This is a genomic window from Nocardia sp. NPDC041819 (genome assembly GCF_055590505.1).
The window spans coordinates 50,625-74,024 of sequence record NZ_JBVJAP010000022.1; the positions used below are offsets into that span (position 1 = coordinate 50,625).

General features: G+C 64.1%; 26 protein-coding genes and 1 pseudogene. 18 read left to right on the forward strand and 9 right to left on the reverse strand.

Annotated features, from left to right (window positions below; genetic code table 11):
• Positions 1-54 precede the first annotated feature (54 nt).
• Positions 55-1,197, forward strand: coding sequence for a hypothetical protein (locus ACZ6DL_RS34945; protein WP_466057662.1), 1,143 nt, complete (start codon positions 55-57; stop codon positions 1,195-1,197).
• Here the strand turns inward: ACZ6DL_RS34945 and ACZ6DL_RS34950 are convergent.
• Positions 1,126-2,055, reverse strand: a complete 930-nt coding sequence (locus tag ACZ6DL_RS34950; protein WP_466057664.1) for a dimethylarginine dimethylaminohydrolase family protein — start codon at positions 2,053-2,055, stop codon at positions 1,126-1,128. The genes ACZ6DL_RS34945 and ACZ6DL_RS34950 overlap by 72 nt on opposite strands.
• An 865-nt stretch (positions 2,056-2,920) precedes the next feature.
• Positions 2,921-3,343: a GNAT family N-acetyltransferase gene (locus ACZ6DL_RS34955; protein ID WP_466057666.1), complete on the reverse strand. Its 423-nt coding sequence runs from the start codon at positions 3,341-3,343 to the stop codon at positions 2,921-2,923.
• A 905-nt stretch (positions 3,344-4,248) separates the two neighbouring features.
• On the opposite strand from ACZ6DL_RS34955, the gene ACZ6DL_RS34960 reads away from it, so the two are divergent.
• Positions 4,249-4,473 carry a hypothetical protein gene (locus ACZ6DL_RS34960; protein WP_466057668.1) on the forward strand — a complete coding sequence of 75 codons (225 nt, stop codon included), beginning with the start codon at positions 4,249-4,251 and terminating at the stop codon, positions 4,471-4,473.
• The gene (locus ACZ6DL_RS34965) at positions 4,421-4,744 is read left to right on the forward strand and encodes a hypothetical protein (protein ID WP_466057669.1); all 324 of its coding nucleotides are present in this window, start codon (positions 4,421-4,423) and stop codon (positions 4,742-4,744) included. The genes ACZ6DL_RS34960 and ACZ6DL_RS34965 overlap by 53 nt, the downstream gene beginning before the upstream one ends.
• 10 nt (positions 4,745-4,754) lie before the next feature.
• Here the strand turns inward: ACZ6DL_RS34965 and ACZ6DL_RS34970 are convergent, their stop codons facing one another.
• The 4 genes from ACZ6DL_RS34970 to ACZ6DL_RS34985 form a co-directional block, all read right to left on the reverse strand.
• Positions 4,755-5,159: a hypothetical protein gene (locus ACZ6DL_RS34970; protein ID WP_466057671.1), complete on the reverse strand. Its 405-nt coding sequence runs from the start codon at positions 5,157-5,159 to the stop codon at positions 4,755-4,757.
• 309 nt (positions 5,160-5,468) lie between these two features.
• The gene (locus ACZ6DL_RS34975) at positions 5,469-5,807 is read right to left on the reverse strand and encodes a hypothetical protein (protein WP_466057673.1); all 339 of its coding nucleotides are present in this window, start codon (positions 5,805-5,807) and stop codon (positions 5,469-5,471) included.
• An 89-nt stretch (positions 5,808-5,896) separates the two neighbouring features.
• Positions 5,897-6,445 (reverse strand): hypothetical protein, encoded by a 549-nt coding sequence (locus ACZ6DL_RS34980; protein WP_466057674.1) that lies wholly within the window; start codon positions 6,443-6,445, stop codon positions 5,897-5,899.
• 444 nt (positions 6,446-6,889) lie between these two features.
• Positions 6,890-7,204 carry a hypothetical protein gene (locus tag ACZ6DL_RS34985; protein WP_466057676.1) on the reverse strand — a complete coding sequence of 105 codons (315 nt, stop codon included), beginning with the start codon at positions 7,202-7,204 and terminating at the stop codon, positions 6,890-6,892.
• 226 nt (positions 7,205-7,430) lie between these two features.
• Between ACZ6DL_RS34985 and ACZ6DL_RS34990 the strand changes: the two genes are divergently transcribed.
• Positions 7,431-7,688 carry a hypothetical protein gene (locus ACZ6DL_RS34990; protein ID WP_466057677.1) on the forward strand — a complete coding sequence of 86 codons (258 nt, stop codon included), beginning with the start codon at positions 7,431-7,433 and terminating at the stop codon, positions 7,686-7,688.
• A gap of 518 nt (positions 7,689-8,206) precedes the next feature.
• Here the strand turns inward: ACZ6DL_RS34990 and ACZ6DL_RS34995 are convergent.
• A complete protein-coding gene (locus ACZ6DL_RS34995; RefSeq protein ID WP_466057679.1) occupies positions 8,207-9,076 on the reverse strand; it encodes a hypothetical protein in 870 nt (289 codons plus the stop codon).
• Positions 9,077-9,241: 165 nt separating this feature from the next.
• Between ACZ6DL_RS34995 and ACZ6DL_RS35000 the strand changes: the two genes are divergently transcribed.
• The 8 genes from ACZ6DL_RS35000 (at position 9,242) to ACZ6DL_RS35035 (ending at position 14,374) form a co-directional block, all read left to right on the forward strand.
• A complete protein-coding gene (locus tag ACZ6DL_RS35000) occupies positions 9,242-9,466 on the forward strand; it encodes an ATP-dependent DNA ligase (RefSeq protein WP_466057680.1) in 225 nt (74 codons plus the stop codon).
• A 297-nt stretch (positions 9,467-9,763) separates the two neighbouring features.
• Entirely contained in the window at positions 9,764-9,919 is a 156-nt protein-coding gene (locus ACZ6DL_RS35005; protein WP_357805682.1) for a hypothetical protein, read from the forward strand.
• On the forward strand, positions 9,916-10,311 hold the full coding sequence (locus ACZ6DL_RS35010; RefSeq protein ID WP_466057682.1) for a hypothetical protein: 396 nt from the start codon (positions 9,916-9,918) through the stop codon (positions 10,309-10,311). Before ACZ6DL_RS35005 ends, ACZ6DL_RS35010 begins: the two co-directional genes overlap by 4 nt.
• Before the next feature lie 234 nt (positions 10,312-10,545).
• On the forward strand, positions 10,546-11,514 hold the full coding sequence (locus ACZ6DL_RS35015) for a hypothetical protein (RefSeq protein ID WP_466057683.1): 969 nt from the start codon (positions 10,546-10,548) through the stop codon (positions 11,512-11,514).
• A gap of 251 nt (positions 11,515-11,765) precedes the next feature.
• Positions 11,766-11,975: a hypothetical protein gene (locus ACZ6DL_RS35020; RefSeq protein ID WP_466057685.1), complete on the forward strand. Its 210-nt coding sequence runs from the start codon at positions 11,766-11,768 to the stop codon at positions 11,973-11,975.
• Between the two features lie 7 nt (positions 11,976-11,982).
• Positions 11,983-12,192, forward strand: a complete 210-nt coding sequence (locus ACZ6DL_RS35025; protein WP_466057687.1) for a hypothetical protein — start codon at positions 11,983-11,985, stop codon at positions 12,190-12,192.
• Between the two features lie 147 nt (positions 12,193-12,339).
• A complete protein-coding gene (locus ACZ6DL_RS35030) occupies positions 12,340-13,521 on the forward strand; it encodes a DUF1173 family protein (protein ID WP_466057705.1) in 1,182 nt (393 codons plus the stop codon).
• A 250-nt stretch (positions 13,522-13,771) separates the two neighbouring features.
• Positions 13,772-14,374 (forward strand): hypothetical protein, encoded by a 603-nt coding sequence (locus ACZ6DL_RS35035; protein WP_466057689.1) that lies wholly within the window; start codon positions 13,772-13,774, stop codon positions 14,372-14,374.
• 543 nt (positions 14,375-14,917) lie between these two features.
• On the opposite strand, the gene ACZ6DL_RS35040 is transcribed toward ACZ6DL_RS35035, so the two are convergent.
• Positions 14,918-15,466 (reverse strand): hypothetical protein, encoded by a 549-nt coding sequence (locus ACZ6DL_RS35040; RefSeq protein WP_466057690.1) that lies wholly within the window; start codon positions 15,464-15,466, stop codon positions 14,918-14,920.
• An 82-nt stretch (positions 15,467-15,548) separates the two neighbouring features.
• On the opposite strand from ACZ6DL_RS35040, the gene ACZ6DL_RS35045 reads away from it, so the two are divergent.
• Together ACZ6DL_RS35045 and ACZ6DL_RS35050 are read left to right on the forward strand one after the other, a co-directional pair.
• Positions 15,549-16,568, forward strand: coding sequence for a hypothetical protein (locus ACZ6DL_RS35045; protein WP_466057691.1), 1,020 nt, complete (start codon positions 15,549-15,551; stop codon positions 16,566-16,568).
• A gap of 608 nt (positions 16,569-17,176) precedes the next feature.
• The gene (locus ACZ6DL_RS35050; RefSeq protein WP_466057693.1) at positions 17,177-17,404 is read left to right on the forward strand and encodes a hypothetical protein; all 228 of its coding nucleotides are present in this window, start codon (positions 17,177-17,179) and stop codon (positions 17,402-17,404) included.
• 28 nt (positions 17,405-17,432) lie between these two features.
• Here the strand turns inward: ACZ6DL_RS35050 and ACZ6DL_RS35055 are convergent, their stop codons facing one another.
• Positions 17,433-17,948, reverse strand: a complete 516-nt coding sequence (locus ACZ6DL_RS35055) for an MmyB family transcriptional regulator (protein WP_466057695.1) — start codon at positions 17,946-17,948, stop codon at positions 17,433-17,435.
• Positions 17,949-18,136: 188 nt separating this feature from the next.
• Between ACZ6DL_RS35055 and ACZ6DL_RS35060 the strand changes: the two genes are divergently transcribed.
• The 4 genes and pseudogenes from ACZ6DL_RS35060 to ACZ6DL_RS35075 all read left to right on the forward strand — a co-directional run bounded on the left by ACZ6DL_RS35060 (position 18,137) and on the right by ACZ6DL_RS35075 (position 23,394).
• Positions 18,137-19,234 (forward strand): hypothetical protein, encoded by a 1,098-nt coding sequence (locus ACZ6DL_RS35060; RefSeq protein ID WP_466057697.1) that lies wholly within the window; start codon positions 18,137-18,139, stop codon positions 19,232-19,234.
• A 227-nt stretch (positions 19,235-19,461) separates the two neighbouring features.
• Positions 19,462-20,483: pseudogene (locus ACZ6DL_RS35065) on the forward strand (tyrosine-type recombinase/integrase).
• Complete coding sequence (locus ACZ6DL_RS35070; RefSeq protein ID WP_466057699.1) at positions 20,480-20,818, forward strand: helix-turn-helix domain-containing protein; 339 nt, start codon at positions 20,480-20,482, stop codon at positions 20,816-20,818. The pseudogene ACZ6DL_RS35065 and the gene ACZ6DL_RS35070 overlap by 4 nt, the downstream one beginning before the upstream one ends.
• Entirely contained in the window at positions 20,815-23,394 is a 2,580-nt protein-coding gene (locus ACZ6DL_RS35075; RefSeq protein ID WP_466057701.1) for a hypothetical protein, read from the forward strand. Before ACZ6DL_RS35070 ends, ACZ6DL_RS35075 begins: the two co-directional genes overlap by 4 nt.
• Positions 23,395-23,400 lie beyond the last annotated feature (6 nt).

Here is a 23,400-nt window from a genome sequence, read left to right on the forward strand (position 1 = left end):
GCTGGCCAGATGAACTAGCACCTGTCCATCCAGTGCGTGAGCTATCATTCCGGCATGAGCCAGGGGATTCCGCTGAAAGAATCTGCCATGAACCGATCACGCGTCGAATCATTGGCCGCCGATCTGTCCCGCGTCGAGCCCAGCTTCGACACCAGAAGGTTCATCGCGGACGTCATGGCGCAACTTCCACACCTGGAGCTAAAGGCTCGAATCACTTGCGTAGCAGAAGCTTTGGCGACCCACCTGCCCGCCGACATCGGTGCCGCAACCGCGATCATCCTCGCTGCACTGCCTCCGCACGACGATGCCACCTTTACCGGAAGCGACTTCGGCCTCTACACCTACGCACCGTACTCAGATTTCATCGCCCGCTACGGCTGCACACGCCGAAACCTCGAATCATCACTGAATGCCCTGAAAGAACTGACAAAACACTTCACCGCCGAAGACGCGCTGCGGTATTTCATCAACGCATTCCCCGACGAAACGATGGACACTGTCAGGTCATGGAGCCATGACCCCGATTACCACGTACGGAGGCTGGCCAGCGAAGGAACACGCCCGGTCCTGCCCTGGTCACCACGCATCACTCTGCCCATCGACGCCGCGATACCAGTACTGGACAACCTCTACCGCGACACCTCGCGATTCGTCACACAATCGGTGGCCAACCACGTCAACGACATCACCCGCACCGACCCCGGCCTCGCGCTGTCCATATTGGACCAGTGGCGGACGTCGAACAATCAGCGCCCAGCTGAGATTGCATTCATTATCAACCAATCACTGCGAACACTGGTAAAAAAGGGCCATCCCGGCGCTTTCGAATTCCTCGGCCTGTCCACCACACCCATGGTCAAGGTCACCAACCTGCAAGTGGACGCCCACACCGTTACGATCGGCGACAACCTGGGCTTTAACCTCATCATCCAGTCGACCGGCGCCCACACCGAAAGCGTCATCATCGATTACGTCCTGCAATACCCACGCGCCCGCAGCAGGCACGGCGAAGCAGTGTTCAAATGGACCACCCTTGAGCTGTCGCCCGGCGAAATCCGCCACATGACCCGGTCTCAGTCCCTGCGCTCAACAGCCAGCCGCAAACTCGTCCCCGGTCCCAGCCGGTTACACATCCAGATCAACGGCACCCGCGTGGCCGAGACCGCCTTCGAACTGCTGTCCGCGGCTGACTCCTGACCGCGCCGCGCTCGAGCGGGCGAGCGGCAACGTAGAGCAGCGGAAAGACCCCGGTATCTTCGTCACCTCGGAGTAGTCGATGGGAATCACCTCGATCCCGCGCACCTGAAGCTCGGTCGCGATTCGCTCGCTGCGCTCAGCGACGACCACCACCCCCGGCGCGAGCGCGAAGGCATTCACCTCTACCGCCAGGGCTTCCTCGTCGGTGACGGGAATCAGGTCGAAGTGCTCACCGAACCAGCGCATCTGGGCTTCGTCGAATACCGATCGATGAACCAACGCTACCTCGGGCGCGACGATATTGAAGTGGTCGTCCAAGTGCACGATCCCGTCGCAGACGAACTCGATCGGCGTCACCACTCGCTCAACGCCGAGCTGGTCCAGCCGGTACCGCAGCGCTTCCACCCCGGCCGGCGAGGTCTCTTCGCTCAAGCCGACCAAAACGTGCCCGTCGTGAAGCATCACGTCACCACCCTCAATTGTCCCGGCATCGAGATAGGCGACCCGATCGATCTGCTCACACAGCCGCCGCAACCCTGCGAACTCTCCCTGCCGCCGCGGCGAGTTCAACCGCGACACCACGAACACGTCATCGACGACGAATCCCAGGTCACGGGTGTAGTGCTGGGCATAGCACCCTGGCACCTGAGCGGCGAGCACCACTTCTACACCCCGGCCGCGCATTAAGTCGATGAACCGGCATTGCTGTGCGCGCACTCGCTCGACCGAGTAGGTCTCCCACCGGCTGGTCGCGAGCTGCCGTGTGAGCACCGGATCCAGCGAGCCCGACAGGTCTGGCACTACGGGTCCAGCATGGCGCATCAGCACCGATCGCAGCTGGCCGAACTCGGTGTCCACCCCAACTGGTCTCACGTAAGCACTCCTACACTCAAATGCTGTTGCTGCATATCGTAATTCGTGACACGACGGAATCTACGCCGTTAGGAACTTCGCCCGAAGCGCTATTAGTTACGCGTGCCGTCCGGAATCGCGGCGCCCGGCCGTCCTCAGTCATCGCCAAACAGCGCCATGTCGACTCCGTCGAAGCGGCGCTGTTTCGCTGCCATGGATGGTTACCGCGGCTCGTGTGCCGACGGGTCACCAGCGGGTCCATATCGAGCGCCTTCCACCGGCACCACCCCCGCGACTGGGCTGTCAACAGCGCTGAGGCAAATGCCGAGGTGACCGGCCGACGCCATGCCCCGGCGCTCACCGATTCCCGGCATGGGGATCTGTCCTGCGTGCCCCCCACCGGCTCTACGCGCCGTGAGCTTCGCCGGAGCGCCAGACAGCCTTGGACGGCAGGCCATGCGTGGACGAAGGCTGCCCGGCTGTCCACACCGGGCGGGTGAGGTAGACAGCGAGAGCTGCGTCGGCTGCCTCGAAGAGGCCCGCACCTGACCCACCGGACCGTCGGTCTCTGCACACAGCGCTTCGACGGCGCCTAGGACGTCATTTGGCTGGATGGCGATGTTGTCGGGTATCAGTCCGCGCGGCTCGTCATTTCCAACCTGCCGCTGTTGGTGCTGTTGGTATCACTGAGGCGGTCGTGGCATCGGCACTGGTGGGGATTCTGGACAGAACTGAGATATCTATCCCGATTGTCATCAGCGGCATACTCGTCGCCGCGATTCTGCTGAACATCCAAGGCCAGTGGCGGTGACCGAACCTGCTGCGGTTCCGTAGTAAGCGAGCTACGGCTCCGCCGCCGGCGCGGCAGACGTCACCGAAACGGAGTGCTATCGAGAGGGCGCGCGAAGTGCAGAGCGCTGCGACCGACGGGCCTGAACCCGTGTCTGATGAAAAATCGCCGCCGGTCCCAGCGGCCGGCAGGCTCGGTGTCCACCGTGACGGTCAGCTCGGCGGCGCCCGCGCGGCGTGCGCGCACGGCGAAATCGCCCACCAGAGCGGAACCGACGCCTTGCCGGGTTTCGAGAACTCCCACCAGAGCGATGTGCCCAGTGGACGGGTTTCCGGCCAGCCAGCCGACCAGCTTTCCTCGCCGCGCCGCCACAACAGCCAGCACCGGCGTGCTGGCATGGTGAGCTGATCGCAGGAACGAGCTGTCACGCAGGTGATGCCGACGATCCAGCTGTTCCAGTAGCCCATGCAGCGGCAGCTCGTTTTCGGATACGTCGTGCACCACCTCGATGCGGAGATCCTCGCTCACGCTTCGACCATCTCACCGCGCCAGCAACGAGCGGCGCCGGGGCCGACCTGTCGGCCAGCCAGCAGCTCCCACCCTGATCACTCCCCCGCGCACAGCGCGCGAGGAGCGTGCGCACCGCGCGCGGTGCCACTCCACCACCCACTTTCCACCTGCCAGGGAGAGAAGCCGCCAGCTCACGTCCCGTCCCTCTGAATATCGGCATTGTGCGCTCGACAGCGCCCCGCTCTCTTCTCGCCCACGGTTTGGCCGCAGCACACGCACCAATTGCGCACGACCATGCGCCAGCCGCCCGTCGATTCCAGTCCACCGCGCACGACGTGCACGCTCAGCTGCACCGCGCGCACCCGGTCGCGCCCCGACACGCGCGGCTCTGTAACCGCACGGTGCCGAAGGATCCACAGGCGGTGTCTGCCCCAGCATTCCCAACAACCGATCCAGCATTCGACCTCGGCGCGACGAGAGGCGAACGCGGCGCTGCATGGTGCGCAGAGACCGATACCCTGCGTGTGTGAAGCGGGACGAGTACCGGTACTGGTCGGCGGAGCGACGTTTCCGGGATCTGGTGGAACAGCTCGCTGGTCTGCGAATGGGCGGATAGAGCTTTCCTGAGGTCGAGTCCGCGCTGTCGTCGCTGGGATGGAAGCTGCGACCGGTGGTTCCGGCTCGACCGGTTGATCCGGCGCGGCGGACCGAGCAAGTCATTCATTGGGAGCTGGGCTGGTATCCGGAAGGGCCCAGAGCCGGTGTCGCCACGGTCGTTGCCGCGAAATCTGATCCGCGACAGATCGTGCTGCTGTCGGTAAATGTCTCCCACGGCATCGCCTACGACGACGAAGTGGAATTCGTGAGGGAGGCCTGGGGCATCGTGGAAGGCGTCTGCGGTGCCCGACCGACCCGCTGGGGTGGAGGCGGCCGAGACCGGCGTTGCCGCGATGGGCGCCCCGGAGGCCACCATCATCGTCACCGACAATTTCGTCGACACTGTCCGTGATCTCACCGGAAACCCCGAGTGCCGCATCGAACGCGGGGCGGGCGTTGGTTGCGGCGAAGACGATGTCGACCGACAACGGCGTGGTTATCGCTCTCAACGCCTCGGCGATCCGTAGCCGCGACAACGACATGATCGAGCGCCTGCTCGCACATGAGGCCGGCCACGTCCTGATGCTCGAACGGGGTGAGGAGGTCCGAGGCAAGCAGGCACCCGCTGATGGCGCGGAGTGGCGCTGGCTGATGGCTTGCATGGGTGCCCTCGCGATAGACGAGCTCCGGATCGAGCGTGCCCTGGCCGAACTGGGTTACGGCGAGTCCGAGGCTGTCGAGCGTGCCGCTGTCGCTGCGGACGTCGAAATCAGCACGAGACGCGCCGGGCCTGGATAAGCTTCCGGGCTCACTCCACCTGCAGATCGGGCAGCAAGTAGACGACCGGGGCATCACCGAGCAGGTAGATACTAGAATCGCCGACCGGAACGGGTGGGGTGCCTGGCCGGAAGAAATCGACAAGGGTGTCGGCACCGTACCTGCTCGTGTAGTACTGCAACTGTTCGGTGAGCTTGCCGATGGTCTTGACCGGAGGCTGCCCCTCCACCTGCAGATAAGGCAGCAGGTGGACGACCGGGTCATCACCGGTCGGGTCCCAACTAGGATCATCGACCGGAACGGGTGGGGTGCCTGGCCAGAAGAACTCGACAAGGGTGTCGGCACCGTAGTTGCTCGTGTAGTACTGCAACTGCTCGATGAGCTTGCCGATGGTCTTGACCGGAGGCTGCCCGAAGAGGCTCGGGCTGGCTGCCATCGTTTGACGGTCTCCGTCTGCGCCTTTCGCTTCGACTGGGTCCATGGTCTGGCCTCGCTTTCTCTTGGGCGCCCGGAACATTGACGAGAAGGAGTTGCCGCACAGCCGCAGGCTATGTGGGTAACTCGAACAGCGATCTGGGCATATGCACCCGGCAGGTGGTACCGATCGCGAAACTATCTGCGGTGGCGTCTTACCGCCGGATTCGGGCGGACTCGGACCTCACGGGTCGTGGATACGCCCGCGGGTGCCCGCTGACGACCCAGCCGCACCAGGGGTCCCGGCCGGTCCGGGACCCCTGGCTCACGGCTACTGGAACCAACTGAGGTTGTTCACCTGGTTGCCTCGCAGATCCCCGCTGAAGTGGTACCAGATGGTGCCGGAGGAGCAGTCGTATATCTGGCGCGTGCTGTCCCCGAACCAGCAATAGATGGTGCTTCCGTCATCGAACTGCTCGCTGGTGGCGCCCGGGGCTACGGAGACCACCCCCAGGCGGGTCCCGCTGGGGCCGGCTGCTCGCACAACCTCGACGGGGACGTCCAAATCGTTGTGCAGCTTGTACCAGCCGACCGAGGCACGTTCGGCCGACTTCGATGCTTCCGACACGGCATCCTGCTTCACCTCGAACTGTTGTTCCGCTTTGGTCATTGTCTCCTCCTTCGATCGCATGTTCGTCACATAACGAAGCGGGTGGCGCGAACCCGCACAGGCACGCACGACGCGCCGAGCTGCCGGTATCACCCCACGATCTGGCTCCACGCGTCCTCGAGGTGGCGCGCGAGGCCGCTGAAGAATCCGTTCACCTGACCTGCCTGCTGGGGCGTGTTCGACATCAGCGATTCGAGGAAGCCGAATTCCTTGCCCAGCACCTCGATAAGAAGGTCATCGACCGCCTGGAATACGGAGAGGATCGTCTGCTGCCAGTCGGGGTGCTGGTTGCCGAGGCTTTTGAGCTTTGCCACGGTCGAGTCCTGCAGCTGATTGAACTGGGTTTCAGCGCTGTCCATCAGTTGACTGATCAGGTCGTCGAACTCATCGACGGAGATGTCACCGGCGAGGACGCGCTGAGCATCCAAGGCCGCGGTGGCGCCGGTGTGGCTGAGCTGATCCAGCATGCCGGTCTCGGCGGGTTGAAGGGCGTCTTTGACCTCCTGCGGAACATCCGCCGCTGCGATCTCGGGGATGTGAGTGGAGGACTCCGCCGAAACTGTGCCGTCGCCGGCGCTGCGGCGCTGGGCGATGGTGTCGAGCAGGGTGGTGAAGTTCTGTGAATCAGTCCTGGTCATTGCCCCTCCAACAAGATCATGCACTGGGCGTTTGCCATCGACGACACGAACCCGGCCAGATCACGCGAACTCCTCGAGCCGTGTCGGGCTGAGCCGGTCGAACGGTCACCGCCCGCGGCAGTCCCGCACGGTGGCTCCCCACATCTGCTCCATGCACAAACAGGCTATGAGCGCCTGCCCGGGACATGGATCACCTCCAACGGATGAAAACCCGAGGGATGTCGAGAACCGATCGTTTTACGACACCTCATTCGAACCTGGATTCTGCAACCGCCGCCCCTGGGGCCGGGGGTAGAGGCTCATCCGCCTACTGCCAGGCTCAGAGCCAGGCCGGTGACGGATCCCGGGTGACGACGTCTGGACATCGTGAGCCGGGCGGAATGCAGATGGGATCTGACCGAAGGCCTCCGGGCATCAGCGCCTCTGGGCAGCCGCGGACAGCGACTAGCAGTGGGGCAGAGGGTCCGTCGAATAAACGTACGCCCCGCCCGCCAGCGCCACCCACCAGCCACTCGTCAGCCTGGCCCACGCGGCGTCTCCATTGATGACACTGGTGTCGGTGCGGGTGTAGCACTCCATGCTGATTCTGGTGCCCTTAGCGTAGAAACCGATCGAGTCGCACGCGATTTTGGGACAGCGACGGTATTTCAGGCCGTCGACCTGCACGGTGCCGGTGACGGCCGCGACGGCGGGCGCGGCCGTCACCGTCAGGGTGGCCATAGTGGCGGCGAAAGTGAGCGCGCACACGAGGAGTTTCATGCGCGTATATTCTTCCAGCGACCCCCATTACGGAAAGCCCGAATCGCCGAAGCGAACGGAACCCACCACACGTCTGCGTGCGTCACCGTCTCCGCATGCACCCGACGCAACGGTCGACCTTGCCGGTATCCGACCAATCTCCAGGACGGCACGCGAGACCCGGATTCCGAGATAGCAGTAGCGCTCCAGATCCTCCCTAGACAACGCCGGCCGCAACGGCGACATCGTGCCCATCGACCACGGCCTGTCGTTCCCGGAATCACCTGATTCGCGTATCGGCATCCGCTCCGACTTCGTCAAGGAATTCCACCACATCCCCCTGAGCGAGGAGGTGATGGCACAGGTCAACGCCGTCGACCTCCAACGGCTCCGCGCCGCCCTACTGGACAGCCAACTCAGCGAAGCCGCCGTCAACGGCGCACTCGACCGGTTGGTCGAGATACGCACCCACGGCAGTATCACCCGGCCAGGCCTGGCCGGGTGAGATAGTCCCGAACATCGCCGTCATGACAATGAGCAAACCATTGCCGACCGGATGGATCGAAACCTGACAAGCGTCACGCTGCCCCGATCGGGGGTCCCGGGCTCCTTGGCCGCCGGACGAACGGATCCCGGGGTGTTGTAAAACGATCGGTTCTCCGATACCCCGCCACCCGTAGGCGGTGCGGTCCGGAAGCCCGGGTCGACCGAACTGGACATGTGGCGATAGAACGTGTCGGAAAGTGTTGGCGCCCATTGATTCTTGGCGGCCCTTTCTCATACATTCCGGCCGTATCCGCCACACCGACCCTCGATCTCGGCACCCCTGCACCGCTGCCCCTCGATGACGCCCTCGATCCGATAGGCGGAGGCGGCGCCCTCGTCGGCTACCGCCGCCCCGATCGAACGACTCCAACGTGCACGATGACGGCGGGTCGCCACTGAACCAACCATGCGAGCAGCCGGTGGTCGTGTCACCGACACCACGCCGAACGGTGGTGCCGACAGTCCCGGCCGTGTAGTTCAGAGAACGACGAGAACCTTCCGTGGAGGAGTGAGCATTCGAGTGGTCTCGTATCGATTGTCCGTCATCGATGCAGCCTCACCCTGTCCTGACGATCGATGCGGCCGCAGCTGTCGCGTGTTGCGTGGCCCAACGCGCTCGCTGTGCCCGACTCCGCTCAGCTGCACGCGAGTAGTGCGTGACCGGTGGAGCGAGCGTCCATGAACGCTGATGTCATAGTTGACTGCGCGTAGCCTCCCGCGGCCGCGGCCGAGCCCTTCATAGCCAGCCAGTTCACTTCGGATTTCCAGGTCGGGTCGCGCCCATGTCGTGCTGGTCACCACGAGCACAGCGTCGTGGCTGCGAACTCGCGCCAGCAGCGGCCGCATCCGGCTCGGCGGCGCACTTCCGGAGGCGTCGAGCACAATGACGGGCACGCCGTCCAGCACAACGGCGGCGACCTCCAATGGGTCCGGGCCCGGGGCCGCGATATGCGCCACACGGCTGAGGTCGCCACCCATCTCGGCCACAGCCAGCAGCCCCAACTCGGGCCACCCGACCACGGCCGTCCATTCCCCCGCCGCGGTGGCCGCCGCCAACATCCCCAGCAAGGGACCTCTGCGGCCGGTACAGGCGACCACGGCGCCGCGGGGCAAGCCACCGCCCGGAAGTGCATCGCCGAGTCCACCAGTGATCGGCAACATCTTGCTGGAGTCGACGATTGCCGTCATTGAAGGCTCTGTTGCGCCGATGCGGCCCTCGACCGCCGCCATACGAGCGCGAAGAGCCGCCAACTTCTCCGATCTGGACAGCCCGACCAACGACTGATCGGCGATGCGCCCGCTGCTGGGCGGTTCATCGCTGGCGACCGAGGGCGTGTCATCGAACATTTGTGCGAATGATGGCACACCTCGGATTGGTTGTCGATACGACACCCCTGATCGATAGCCATGAATATGCTGATCTCGTGGCCAGGGCGCTGGTGCCGATGCTGGCCGTCGCAGGACGGCCTCCGGATGTGCCCACCTCCGGTCGATCGAGATGAAGGGGACGGCATGCGCGCTCTCGCTCGGAGCAGCCGGGACTGCCGATTGTCCAGCCGCACCGGTCGTGACGTCACCGCGACGTTCCCTGAGGTTGCCGCCACTCTCGACGGACTGGCCCGAGGACGTGAGTTGATCATCGACGGAGAGATCGTCGCGCCCGATCCTGCTTCAGGTGCACCTCACTTCGGTCGCCTCCAGCGGAGACGCATGTGGCGAGGCCTTCGGCAGTGTTGATGCGCGCGGTACCCACCCGACACTTTGCGTTCGATTTGCTCGGTATTGATGGTCAGATGATCACAACACGGCCTATTCCGAGCGTCGCCGCCACCTCGAAGACGCGGCGCCGTCCGCGGCAGCGGTGCAGACCCCACCGGCCTGGACCGATGTCGAGGCAGCAACGGTGCTGGAGTTCGCCAGAGTATCGTGCGCCGGTGAGAAACGGCGCAGCCGGGCGAAGAACCGTCGAGCCATGGCTTGGCCAGCACCGCCACCACTGCACACAGCGGCGGTAGACCTCGTATCATGACCAGCATGAGCGAGCAGGCGGTCGCGGGCTGGGACAAGCAGGTGCAGCAATGGCACCGCGACAACGGCGCGCCCACCCCTGACCAGATCACCGAAGCCGAGGCTCTTGTCGAGGCATTCATGAAGCGCCAAGCCAGCCGCGAAGCCAGCCACGCCGCGTGACCTACGCCAGCACCTCGGCGGCCGGGTTCATCATCGATGCGACCGCCATCGCTCAGGCCCGCTCAAGCATCTTCCTTCAAACGCTCATTCGGACGAACCTTGCACAGGATCGCCGCATCGTCATCCCCGCCACCGCACTTCTGCAGGCGTCCGCCACCGGACGCATCACCACAAGAGAACTCCACCACCGCGGAATCACTATTGTCGCGCTCACTGACACCATTATCGATGACATCGCCGCGATCATGCTTAGTGCCACCACGCCAGTCGATCAACACATCGCCCACGTGGCCTACGAATCCCGCGAGACCGGCTTCTACCCGATCGTCACCGCCGAACCTTCGGCCTACAGCAGCCTGCCATTCCCCCTCGATCTCGAGCCCCTGCCCTGACACAGCCGCGCTGCGCCGCTCGCTCCCGGCTCCCGGCTTCTGCATTGCCCGGCCTGCTCCCCTGCCCTTCGAGTTGGTGCTGGACCTGCGGAATGCAGGAATGAGCCTGCGCGCCCTCAGCGCCGCCCTCAACAAATCGGCACATCCTGATCAGGCGGTGGATTGCGCTGAACGCACACCGGAGGAGATCGGTTGTTGCACTTCGGCAGCAGGCTGGCGACGACGAGAGCATCCATGGCGTTGTCGGCCGTGCCGAAGAGGCTGATCACTACCCGGCCGACCACTACAGCGGTGAGTCGTCGAGGAGGGCCTCTCAGCGACCCGCCGTTCCCCCGGGTCTGGACACGAAAAACCCCCGACCCGCAAACCGAAATCGCCGCAGGAAAGAAGTCGACGATGATTGCAGTGCCCGTTCTGATGCGTTGGCTGTCAAGCCTCGACCCCAGCAACTACGTCGGTGTAGACAAGTACGGACTCTCGCTGGTCGAGACACACCTGGGCAGCGGCAGCGGTGGCGCTCGCATCGAGGTCGGCGGAGGCGACCACTCTGCCGAGGACACGACCCCGACCGGCGTCCCTGCCCACCCTGCCCGGGTGAGCGCCTTGCCCGACGCCGCGGTCGTCACGGTCTCTGACCTGCAGGAGATGGGCGGGGGCAGGCTCACCCGCACCGAACTTGAGCACGTCCGTGCGGCTATCAAACGCTCGACCATCACCGAATCACTTTGTGATGTGGTCTTCGCCGTGACCGAGACACGCCGCCATGAACTCACCGACGCTGTGCGCGCGTTCCCGGACGCATCAGCCTACGCCGGGCGCCTAGGAGCTCAGCCGCTGGCGTCGGTGCCCCCTGAGCGAATCACCTCGCTTCTCACCGAAATCGAGACCGCGACCGGACTGGCCTTGGTGCGGATCCGCTGCGGCGACGAAGCCCGGCTGTGCGTAGATGACCGCGCAACGGGGCGGTTGTTCCAGCTCGATGCAACGTTCGAAGCCTGGCTCAACGGTTATAGCGCCGCACCAGGCCCTACCGTCGATTGGATCGGATCCGCGATCAGCGACCTCACCCGCGACCAATTGGTCAACTGCGGCCCCCGGGACTACGTGCTGCCTGACACCTTGCTGCCGCCGTCGAGCAGGTGGGCAGCACTCTGGACCGCACCGCGGAGCTGCACTTGGCATATGGATACGGGAAAATTCTAGTCGCGCAGTGGGGAGCGTAGCGGCTGGCCGGGCTCGGCGTGGTAGCCGTGGTGACTCCCTCGCTGCGGCTGGTGGCGCAAACGCTGCGCTCATTGCGCATCGACCATGATGGGACGCTGGGAGCACTGACGATTTACTCAGACGACACGGGTCACCGACGGCCCAATGCACGTGGACGATCGGGCGGGTCCCGGTGACCACCATTCCGACCCGATCGCGTACTGGCTGACCACAACCCTGGCTTCCGGCTCGTGGTCGGCACGTACGCCTCCATCGCGCAGCTGGCCGAGGCCGAGCGGGTCAGCGGCCTCGAACTGTCGTTGCTCATCCTCGAAGCGAATCGATCGCAGCGGATCGCACAAAGGCCAGCGCGCGGGTTCCTGACCCTGACTGGCTTCCGGCGGCTCGCCAGCTGTATTGACGGGGACACCGCCGATGCCGGTCGGCACCGCTTATTGTGACCACGTCGTGTCGATGACCGACGAGTCGGTGTTCGGGCCGGTGCTGGACCGATACAGTTTTGCCCGCAGCATCGGCGAAGGCTACCTCGCCGACTACCCCATCGCGGTCATCGGCATCCATGACCTCAAGGCGCGCCGGCTTCTGGCCAGTCAGGACGTCCCTTTCGTCGCGCCACGGGGCGTCCCAGCTTGGTTCAGGTTGTTGGTGCCGAGATGAGGGCGTGTGGGAGGTCGTTCCGTGGTGCGCCCGGCTGCATGGGGATACGCGCTACGGTAGAAGGTTCGCCAGTCACTGGGCAGTATTTCGGAGCGCGGATTGTTGGATTGTCGAGAGGACGTTCGTTTGGCGGGTCGACGGTTCGCCTTGGCGGATCTGCGTGAGGACCCCGAACGCTACAGCAGGTTCTTTCTGCGGGCCCGGGCCGAGGACGGGCACGCAGTGTGTTTGTGTAGCCCTTCGGGCTTGCGGTTGGTGATCCGGTGTTCACGTGCCGGACGCCTTCACCTGGCCCGGTGGCCAGGTGAAGGTCCACGGCATGCTCCGACGTGCTCTTTCCACGAGGTCGACAAGGGGCTGTCGGGCCGCGAGACCTACGGTGAGAGCGCTATTCGCGAGAGCGTGCACGGTGTGTCGATCCGTCTGGACATCCCGCTGACCACTAGCTCCCGCGCGGCGCCGCCGCGGGACGTCACGTCACCGTCGGAGCCCGCTCGCCTGCGGCGCAGTGTCAGTTTGTACGGGATGTTGTGCTGGTTGTGGGAGTCCTCGCGTCTCAACGCCTGGCATCCAGGGTTGCGGCGCCGTAGTTGGGCCGACTGCCACGGCGCGCTGGCTGATCGCATCGCCGATACCACGGTCAACAGGGTCGAGCTGGCCGAGGCTCTCTATGTGGTCCCGCCATTTCGCCCGGACACCGCGGAAACCAACGCCGATGCCTTCGATCGATTCTTGGCCGGGCTGACCGGCGGGCGCCGCGGCATGGTCCTGGCGGAACTCGTCGAGACCACGGCTACCAGCCGAGGCGCTGCCGCGAACCCGGGCAGTGTCCGCTACAAGCTCGCGCACAATCGCCGACCCGTCTACGTCGGTCAGCGCCTGGATGAGCGTGCACGGCGGTCGTATCGCTCCGCGTTCTCCAAGGCGGTGGAACGCAGCGAACATCGTCGTGTCGTGCTCGCGGTGGTCGAACGCTCGCGCGGTGGGCACGCGACGGTCGTCGATCTGGCGGTTTTGCTGACATCACGTCAGTACCTGCCCGCGGATTCCTCCCACGAGCTGATGATGGCTGCTGCTCTCATCGACGCGAAACGATCCCTGGTCAAACCCTTGCGCTACGACGCCGACGAGTCGGTGGTGTTCCCGGATTTCGTCCTGACCGACACACAACCAGTCACCGTTGTCGAGGTCTGGGGCCTACCGGGCCGGGTCGACTATGAGGCGCGGAAAGTTGCGAAGCTGAGCCATTACCGCAGAAGCGGTGTGCCGCTGATCGAATGGACCGTTACCGACCCACTCCCCCGCGTCGCTGCACCGTCGCCGCGGTGAGTGCGGGCACAACCTGCCGCCAAGCCCCACTTCATCGACCGGTCGCGCCCTGACGGCACGGTGGCCTTCGAGGTTCGCCTTACGCACGCTCCGTCGCAGCGGTGCCTGCGGCCGTCATTCGCAGGCCCTCATGTCTGACCCTCTGGACCCACTCGGACGTGGTGTTGAGCTGCGGTGAGAAAACCGGCTCGGCGCCACACCATTGCGCGCGTAGTCTTGGTTCCCGGATCTTCAACCTCCGGGAGTATCAATGCAGCCCGCCATTTCCTGCCCGGCCTGCGACACCCAGCACGCCGTTGTCAGCCTGCGGGCTGTGCACCAGCAAGGCACCGGCACCGTCGAAACCTACAGCACCGACTCCGGTATCGCTGTCACCTCCACTGGTGGCTTGCTGCCGGTGGCGGGCACGACGTCGACAGTCGCGGTGCACACCACCGCGTTGGCGGCGCAAACCGCGCCGACGCCGCCGCTGCGGTCGACCGCCGGTCCGCTGGCTGTCGCGTTGGTCGGCGTGATCGTGTTCATGCTGGCGCTCCCACTGCTCGGCCTCGCCCTGGCTGAGGGCGCTCGGCAAAACGGCGACGTCGGTGGTCAGGCGGTCATCGCCGCAGCTGTCTTTGGTTCACCGGTGATCGTGGGTTTCGCGGTGACCGCGATGCGTGGCCGGGTCAACCGGCGTATCACACGCGGCACACCGACAGCGCTCCAAATCTGGCACAACAGCTGGTACTGCGGTCGCTGCGGAGGCTGCTTCGTGCCCGACACGAAGTGGCCCGACACACTGCCCGCCCGCCACCTCATGGCGCCTCGGGACTACCAGCATCGGCTGTGGCACATCGCCGGATTCCGTTGAAACGACACATCACCGAGTTGTCCGGCGAGCAGGCTGCCTGACACTGGCTGGCTGCTGGGGACCGGGATCTCAGGAGCCGGGTCGCGACGAGGGGCAACACCTTGCCGTCGGGTAGGGCGGTCCGGAGCTGACCGCAGCGACCAGACCGCGGGCCGACTCACCGGATGCGGCTGATCGAACTCACCCAACTCGGAGACGTCGCCGTATTGCGCTAGCGCTACCACCCCAACAAGAGCCGACAGCCGCGGCGCGGTGCCTCTTGATGGCTGGGCCATCTCGGCGAGCCGGGAAACACTACTGCGGCGATCGACGCCGACGGCATCGACCGTCCATGGGCCGTACGACGTCGGCGCAGATGGTCACTGCGGCGAAGAAGAGATCACGGTGCGGCGCTTCGCCGACATCGCCGATCCCGCATTCTGCGACTTGAAAGTTCTCCACACAGCCATAATCAGCCGCTCACACGAGTCGACACCGGTAGCCTTTGCGACGAGTGTGTATTTCCTCAAGAATCGGCTCGCCTGTGGAAATTCGGCCTGTGATCTATTCTGGCGTCAGCATTCGGATCGTGAGATTGTGCGAGGTAAGGATTCTGTTCACGTCAAAGTTTCCGTTGGCTGCGTGAAGGAATAGTCGAGCGTTGGCCAGCGCGTCGTCTTCGGCGTCGTGGAGAAGCCATTTGTTGACCGGCCGGTTCGGTCCCCGTCGGCGATGCAGATCAGCGAGCTCTTCTCTGGTGACTAGGTTGAGCGCGAGGACGAGGGCCTGCAACGATCCGACGTGACCAGGGCACAGGGATCTGGCGATCAGTGTCGCGAGGCTTCTGATGTCGTAGTGGAATCCGAAGGCGGCGACCAGTCGGTCGGCGATGAACGCATCGATGAACGGCCATACCATGCCGAACGGCGGTGCAGGATCGACGCTGGTGGCAGGCCAGCGATAGTGCGGGGACCTGAACTTGACCATCCACGTTGCCCCGACCTGGTTGCCGATGACCTCGGCTACCCCGATGTATCCGAACGGGCTTGTTCGACCACCAGGTTCGATATCGACGGACACCAACGACGATGACGGCCAAGGATGCTCGCTCACGGAATCCATCATGCTCCAAGGTACTGACATCGGCTCACAGTGGCGCAGCCGACATGTCGGTGGCGCCTGCCAGTATTCGAGCATGCAATCAACTGAGTTGCGTGTTGCCGTAGGCGAACTCGGCGAAGAATCGCCGCATCGGAATATCTGGCAGTGGGGTTGTCGCTGCGGGAACTGCTACCCGTCGAACATAGAGTGTGTCGATGAGTTCATCGGCAAGTTCCTTATCGTGGCCACAGGGACTCTCTGCCGACATCGTGAACCAGACGATCCGTTGATGTGCCCAGAGTGCTCAATGGCAGCGTTGTGTTGTATCGAACGCGCCGACATGACCGGCTGCCTGTCGATGTCGATGCGCGAACAAGTCGAGACATGGGTGGCGACCGTCGCTCTGTGGTCTCGCGACTATCCAGGTGCCGCAGAGCTGTTCGCTGATCTCGGGCCCGAGCTATTAGCCGCCGAGTACGAACACGGCATCGACGCCGACGGCGAACACTGGCAGGAGATACGCGAGCTGATCATGATGGCGCTCACCACGTTCGTCATGGTGCACAGCAGCGGCCCGGACGCGGACTCACTTCCGATCGCCCACTCGGTCCTCGACGCCTACCTGAATGTCGTGCAGGACTATCGGCCCGACGACATCATCCCGGTAGCCCCCCGTGCCGACAACTCGACGCCGAAACGGGTGTGGCCGAAACGCGCCGAACTCGATATCGCCCGACGGCACGGCTGGGACGAACCCGAACGGATCACCGTGGAACGGCTGGTCCGGACCGCCGCGATCGAGGCTCACAACGAGGCCGGGTTTGTGCGGAACTGTCTCTCGGCCGGCCTGGTCCTGACCGTACGCAAAGCCAAGGACGGCAACGGGGTGTGCGGATACGGTGCGTCCCGACCCACCGACCACGGTCCAGGCATCGGATTCGCTGGCTCCAGCCTCGCACCGGACCTCACTCTTCCGAAGCTTCGCAAGGCGTGGTCGTGGTACCCGGAATCGGAGACCAGCGCGATTGCAACTTGGGCGACTCTGGTCGACGATGATCTACTCGGATCTGGTGCAGCCTTGGGAGAGGCTGAACGGCCCGGAGGGGGCAAGTAGGTCGAGGTGGTCGATGAAGTGCACGGTGACGGTAACGGTGCCGACGAGCCCCCTCCGGCGTCGCGGATCGTGCCAGCGCGTAGGTACCTCGGACCGTGGCAAGCAGTGCTGGGACCATTCCGATGCTCATTCCCAGCAGACGGGGATGACGATCGGTAGGTTCTCGCTGCTCATGTCTGCCCCGCGTCTTCCGGTGGCTGATGGCGGTGGAAGCACACCGTTCTGGCTGCGGTCGGCGCAACGGTTGTAGCTGAACCGCATGTTTACCCTGTACGGCACCGACTCTCGCAACAACGACGAACAAGACGACACCATCGTCAACAGTGTCCGCCGGGCGCAACCAACCCGCATGACCCATCCACGACTTCGCCTGCGGATCTGCGGTAGGCGCTACCACTCCCACGACGGCCGATAGGCGCGGACGCGGACCGTCCCGGGCGGCCGCTGGAGGCAAGTCCCGCAGCCCCAGCCCCCATCCGGTGCGATGCCGCCCGCGATCGCGCTGCGCTGACCGGTGACAACCGAGCTGGAGGATAGGTGGTCGACGTCGAACGCGAAGTCTGACGGGCAGCCAATCACCCATCGATCCGAACACAGAGGAACCGATAGTGACCGACGCCGCAGACGTGAAGTACCGCCACTACAACGACATCGCCTACGCACAAGGCAGCGAACTGGTCGATCAGCTGATCAAAGCAGCCGAGCACGGCATGCGACTGAACCCCGCTTCGCCGGACCCGGCGTACTTCTTCACCCACCTCGTCGACGGCTTGGAGAACCTGCAGGACGTGGATCGCCGGAAAGCGTTAGCAGCAGTAATTATCAGACTGATCTGATCTCCGCGACATCCTGAAGATTCGGACGTTACTGGTCACAGAGACCCAACATCGTGTAGTAGGCGGTCGGAAGTTTCTGCAGTGTCCGGGGATCGAAGCCAACTGGGGAGTTCATATGGAATTGGAAGGTGGATTCCACTCCCGTTACCGGATCGGTAGCCACAACCGGCGCCGGCTGGGTCCATACCTTGGTCACCTCAGCGGAGTCTGCGTCCACCAGCAGCGGCTTCAGGGCAGAGTTTTCCGCAGCGCATAAGAGCAACAACTGCAACGCGCGTTTGCTGCCGCCGTCGCGTTCTTGCGCGTCGAGGTACCAGAGCAAGAAATGCCGCGCGGCGCGTGTCCAATCCGGCATGCGTTGAGCCGCCGGATCCAGGAACAACCACTCGATGAGGTTGCTGCCGGGAAGCAGTCCGGTGAACACCTGGCTCCACCATCGGTTGCACACCACGACATCCCAATCCAGTGTCAGATTGGCCGCAGGCCCTCCGAACAGGTCGATCATGCGCGCGTTCTGAATGTCGGGTACATCGGCAGGAAACATCGGCGATCCTTCAGTGTCGCTTCCTCGCAGGCTTATTCCAAGCGCATTACCCCCAGCAGCGCGCCGCGATACTCCGCGCTACGGCCGCCAACTCGACAGGCTACACCCGCACTCGCCAGCGGGTTGGGCTGCTGGCGACACGATCACCGCTGACCTGCCGGTCCGCCGCATGAACAGGCGGATCCGACATGGCCACCGACACCCCGCTCCGGCGCGGGACCGCCCGAGCCGTGTTATCCCGGCAGCCGCGAGCCCGGATTCTAGGTAGTCGCCCCATTCCGCGGGCGCATCCCAGGACAACCGCGCATTCTCCGCTCCCCTTTCGCGCAGCCGGCTGCCGCGCGGACATTCCGCGCGACCAGCCCGGCCGCCCTGAACCCCCTCTTCGAAGGACACTGCTGATGTCGACAGATCGCCTGGCACAGTTCACGCGACTCATCGCCCACCTGCACGCTGCAGGCACCTTCACCGGCGACACCGTCGCAGCACTGGCCGCCGGCATGAATCTGCGCCCTGAGCATCTCACCGCACTCATCGACCATGCAGCACAACTCTGGGATGCCCCGGCCCCGCGAACCAACACCACAACAAACGCGAAAATCTGCCGCGGCACCGATCCTGCGGCAGGAGCCGCACCAGGCAGTCCTGCACCGGACCCGGCGTCCGCACACCCGATGCCCGCGATAGGTCTACCGCCGCCGGCGCCGCAACCACCGCAGCCCGTGCCGGCGGAGCCTGTGCTACTCACCGTCGACGACGCCGCGCTGGCTGACTGCCTGCGCGACGCTGCCTGGCTGCCAACGGTTCCGACCACCACAAGCGGCTGGAATCTGCTCTGGCATAGCAGCATTCGTCGCATCATCGACGAACTCGTCGCCTACGGCGGGATCTTCTCGGCCGACCGACCCAGCGGGCTGCCGGTCACCCTGCGCTACGACAACCGGACCGATCCAGTCGGAGTTCAGGTGTGGGCGCAAACCGGGCCCGACGACTCGCTGTGGGGCGTGCGCGTGGCCACCGTCGACTACGAACACGGCTCGCACTACACGGCAGACACCACCACCGGTGCCGAAGCCGTCACCGGCTTTCTCCACGACCTGTTTCGCCGCCTCAACGATGACCTGCGCCTGGTGCGCCTGGTCCTCGGGGCGGACACCGTACCGGCGACCACAGCCGGCGCCGATCAGGGTCAGCGGATCGAACTGGTGGTGTTCCGCGATCCCGACGCCGGCACCGACGTCGACCTCTACATCGCTCCGCGCGGAATTGCATCTGACGCAGGATAGTTGGAGGAGTTGTGGTGCTATATGGGAGAACGCTGGAGCACCGTCTTCGCTAATTCTAGAGCTGTGACCTCGACGTTTGCACATCGTCTTACGTCTAGTGAAAGATCTTTCCGGTTGACGGAAGGGGTCTTGTGGCCGATTCGGATGGTTCACCGCTGGGTTCTGCAGGGTTGGAGCTGGTCGACGGCGTTGCGCTGCTACACCCTGAAGAAGCGGTGTTGGAGGCCATGCTGGACGGCTGGGCCAAGCAGCAGCTGGGTGGTCGCACGCTGACGCGAAAGACGATTGCCGAGCGACTGAAGGTTGTGCGGCGCTTCGTAATTTTCGCCGATGAGTACCCGTGGAACTGGTCGGCGGCGCACATGGATGAGTTCTCGGCGTATTTGGTCGCCGATCTGGGGCGAGCCAAATCGACAATCCGCAACCTTCACGGCATTATTCGACTGTTCTGTGACTACATCACCTCGCCGCACTATGCCTGGATTCAGCAGTGCGAGAAGCGGTTCGGCACACACCCGGTGCAGATCTGCCACGAATGGAACACCTCGGCGCATCTGGTCGACTACGAAGGCGGTCCGGGTCGGCGGCCGATGACTCGCGAGGAGTGTCAAAAGCTGTTCGATTACGCCGATGAACAGGTCGAACGGGCGGTGAGGTTGCGTCGCAAGGGCGCCTTGACGGCATACAGGGACGCGACGGTGTTCAAGGTGATCTACGGGTGGGGCTGCGCGCCACTGAGACGAGCCGACTCGACGTGTTCGACTGGTATCGCAACCCCAAAGCTCCCGAGCTCGGCAAGTTCGGGAAGCTGCACGTCCGATATGGCAAGCGTTCCAAGGGATCCGGATACAAAAGGCGCATGGTTGCCAGCGTCATGCCCTGGGCGGTCGAGTCGGTCGAGGACTATATGACCAACATCCGCCCGAGGTTTGGCTTCGACGATCACCCGGCTCTGTGGTTGACCGAACGCGGCGGTCGACTGCGGCCCAGAGAAATCGAAGAACGCTTCGCCACCTACCGGGACGATCTCGGCATGGACCCCGCTCTAACCCCACATTGCCTCAGGCACAGCCACATCACGCATTGTGTTGAGGACGGCGCCGACCCGAAATTTGTCCAGGAGCAGGCTGGGCATCGGTTCGCGTCCACGACCGCGATCTACACCGCGGTGAGCGGCGATTTCATGAACACAATGATGCGCAAGCACCTGGACTTCGGACTGAAGCAACAGCCGGAAGGATCTCGATGACCGCCAAACTCGACTACAAATGGAACCTGCGCGAGCTCATGGCCACGCGAGGCATGTTCAGCACGACCGATCTGCGGCCCGGTCTGGTCGAGCGGGGAATCACTCTGTCCCCAACTCAGATCTGGCGCCTGGCCGCGGAAAAACCCGAACGGCTCAACCTCAAGGTTTTGGTCGCATTGATGGACATCCTGGACTGCCGGATGGACGAACTCATCGAGCCCGTCACCACCGCCACACCGCGACGCCGAAAGGCGGCGGGCGACACCGTTTCTACCGGTGAGCCCAGCGTCGGCGCGTTCCGGCCAAAACGGGCCAGGATCGTCACCGAGCAGTGACCAACCCGCCCCGCTTCATGACCGACCCGGTCGAGGTGATCACCGAGCTGATCATCGAGATCGAACCCGGCCTCGCCGTCGAAGCCGTTCGAGACGCCGTCGAGCGAACCGCGCCTCAACGAGCCCGCCAACAGCACCTGGCAGCCGCACTCGTTGGTGAACCTGCGCTGCTGACCAGCGCCCGCTCCGAGGGGCCGAAGACGATCGGGGCCCTGATCCGGCGGCTGCAGGAACTCGGCGCAGTTAACGTGGTCAACCCGGCCTGCCCGCACTGCGGCACCCAGAAACCACTGGCCCAACGCGATGAGCAAGGCCGAAGGATCTGCGGCTCTTGCTTCAACAAGGCAAACGAAATCTTCGGAACCTGCACTCGCTGCGGCAACAACCGCCGCCTTGCATTCCAGGATCGAGCCGGACACCCGCTCTGCGTCCAGTGCCGACCCGACAAGGATGTCGACCACACCGAGATCATCAGCAACCACATCCGACGCCTTGACCCCACAGCATTACCTGAAGACCTGCAGAAGCTAATTGAGACCGTTGTCCCTCAACCCTTTCAGCGGCTCAAGCTGGCGTGGGCCCTCGATGATCGACCAGACCTGCTCACCGGCGCGGGCGCGGCTGGATCGCGACGACTCATCACGCTGATCGATGCGCTGATCACCCACGGCATCCAGAACATCACTGCACCCGCGTGTCCGTTCTGCCAGCAAGTCGTCACACTGTCCAACACCTACGACGGCCAGCGGTGTTGCCCGGCCTGCTACTCAAAACACCGCGCGCAGCCCTGCACCATCTGCGGACACCGCCGCCCAGTCGGCCGCCGCACCATCGACGGCCAACCTCTCTGCATCAGCTGCGTCCGGAAAGATCGCGCATACCAGCAACAATGCTCACGCTGCGGACAGATTCGCGGAGTCTCCCGGATCGAAGCCGGCAAACCGGTCTGCACCGCCTGCGGCCGCGGTTACCCAGCGATCTGCTCCATCTGCGGCCAACACAAGGACTGTTACCTGTCCACCAGCGACAAACCTCGATGCCAGCACTGCTCGCGCCGCCTGCTGAACACCGAAAAATGCTCGCGCTGCCACCGAGATGGCATCGTCTCCACCCGCGCCGAGTCCGGCGAACCGATCTGCGACTACTGCAATCGCAAGAAGCGAAAATGCGCCCAGTGCGACCGAATCCGTCAGATTCGAGGACGAACGGCAGAACACGAACCCCTCTGCACGACCTGTTACCGCGCGAATCCTTCATCGTTCCAGGCATGCAAGCACTGCGGCATCGTCGAACGGCTCTACCACTTCGGCCTTTGCGAACGCTGCGCATGCCCCGGCGTGGTCCGGTCACTGCTCGCCGGTCCGGACGGTGTCATGCGGCCAGACCTCGAACCCGTCCTCGAGGCACTGGTGGCCTCGCAACCTCGAAACATTCTGAGTTGGACCTCGATCTCATACGTTCGACGGCTGCTGGCGGGCTTGGCGACCACGACCGGTCCAGTCACACACGAAATGCTCGACAAGCTCGAGCCGAACACGAAGCCGACACGGCGACTGCGAGCCGTCCTCGTCAACTCCGGTCAACTGCCGCCCCGAGATGAATACCTGGCCGACCTCGAACGCTGGATCACAAACAAATTGGCCACCGTCGTTGACCTTGATGGACGCAAAGCATTGCGCAGCTTCGCAACCTGGCATCACCTTCGGCGGCTGCGCGAAGCGTCAACCCGCGCCCCCCTCACCCCGACGCAAACAGGATCCGTTCGCGGCGAATTGAGCAAAGATGTCGTTCTGCTGAACTGGCTCCACGCCCGCGGCCGCACACTGGCGACCTGCACCCAAACCGACATCGATGCCTGGCTGACCGACGAAGACGGAGCCCCAGCCCGGCTATTCGTCAAATGGGCCAGCTCTCACCGCTACGCCGGCCGCATCACGATCCCTTCCCGCCGACCCGATCGAGTTGGCGACGTGTTCCCGATCGATGATCGCCGCTGGACTCTCGCTGCCCGCCTCCTTCACGACAAAACGATCCACACCACCGATCGAGCGGCTGGCCTCCTAGTGCTTCTCTTCGCCCAGCAACCGACGCGGATCGCCCGTCTCACGACCGAACACGTCCTTCAAACCGACCACGGCGTCCAACTGTTGATCGGCACCAACCCACTAGATCTTCCTGAGCCGCTCGATGACCTCATCGTCGAACTCGTGAACAACCGCCAGGGCAAAGCCGTCATCGGACACACCGACGGTCACCCTTGGCTCTTCCCCGGAGGACTGCCCGGCCAACCACTGACACCCGGTTGGCTCATGGCTCGGCTCAGAGCACTCGGAATTCCACCCCGAATCAGCCGCAACAGCGCCCTCATGGACCTCGCCGCCGACCTGCCCGCCGCTGTCCTCAGCCACCTACTCGGCATCAGCATCCACGCCGCCACCCACTGGACCAACGAGGCAGGCAACACCCGTCCCGGCTACGCCGCGGAGCTAGGGAGTGTCCTCAAAGTTCTTGCAGCGAATCTGTTTTGTGGCCGGTGGTGTTCTGTTTTGATGTCGCGTTGTGGTGCGCAGGCATGAGTTGAC

Bases quoted from the DNA above. Each gene is read 5' to 3' on its own strand.
- ACZ6DL_RS34945 (WP_466057662.1), top strand. From the start codon at position 55: ATGAGCCAGGGGATTCCGCTGAAAGAATCTGCCATGAACCGATCACGC.
- ACZ6DL_RS34965 (WP_466057669.1), top strand. From the start codon at position 4,421: ATGTCGACCGACAACGGCGTGGTTATCGCTCTCAACGCCTCGGCGATC.
- ACZ6DL_RS34970 (WP_466057671.1), bottom strand. From the start codon at position 5,159: ATGGCAGCCAGCCCGAGCCTCTTCGGGCAGCCTCCGGTCAAGACCATC.
- ACZ6DL_RS34975 (WP_466057673.1), bottom strand. From the start codon at position 5,807: ATGACCAAAGCGGAACAACAGTTCGAGGTGAAGCAGGATGCCGTGTCG.
- ACZ6DL_RS34980 (WP_466057674.1), bottom strand. From the start codon at position 6,445: ATGACCAGGACTGATTCACAGAACTTCACCACCCTGCTCGACACCATC.
- ACZ6DL_RS34985 (WP_466057676.1), bottom strand. From the start codon at position 7,204: ATGAAACTCCTCGTGTGCGCGCTCACTTTCGCCGCCACTATGGCCACC.
- ACZ6DL_RS34995 (WP_466057679.1), bottom strand. From the start codon at position 9,076: ATGTTCGATGACACGCCCTCGGTCGCCAGCGATGAACCGCCCAGCAGC.
- ACZ6DL_RS35000 (WP_466057680.1), top strand. From the start codon at position 9,242: ATGCGCGCTCTCGCTCGGAGCAGCCGGGACTGCCGATTGTCCAGCCGC.
- ACZ6DL_RS35005 (WP_357805682.1), top strand. From the start codon at position 9,764: ATGAGCGAGCAGGCGGTCGCGGGCTGGGACAAGCAGGTGCAGCAATGG.
- ACZ6DL_RS35015 (WP_466057683.1), top strand. From the start codon at position 10,546: ATGGCGTTGTCGGCCGTGCCGAAGAGGCTGATCACTACCCGGCCGACC.
- ACZ6DL_RS35035 (WP_466057689.1), top strand. From the start codon at position 13,772: ATGCAGCCCGCCATTTCCTGCCCGGCCTGCGACACCCAGCACGCCGTT.
- ACZ6DL_RS35045 (WP_466057691.1), top strand. From the start codon at position 15,549: ATGCAATCAACTGAGTTGCGTGTTGCCGTAGGCGAACTCGGCGAAGAA.
- ACZ6DL_RS35055 (WP_466057695.1), bottom strand. From the start codon at position 17,948: ATGTTTCCTGCCGATGTACCCGACATTCAGAACGCGCGCATGATCGAC.
- ACZ6DL_RS35060 (WP_466057697.1), top strand. From the start codon at position 18,137: ATGGCCACCGACACCCCGCTCCGGCGCGGGACCGCCCGAGCCGTGTTA.
- ACZ6DL_RS35070 (WP_466057699.1), top strand. From the start codon at position 20,480: ATGACCGCCAAACTCGACTACAAATGGAACCTGCGCGAGCTCATGGCC.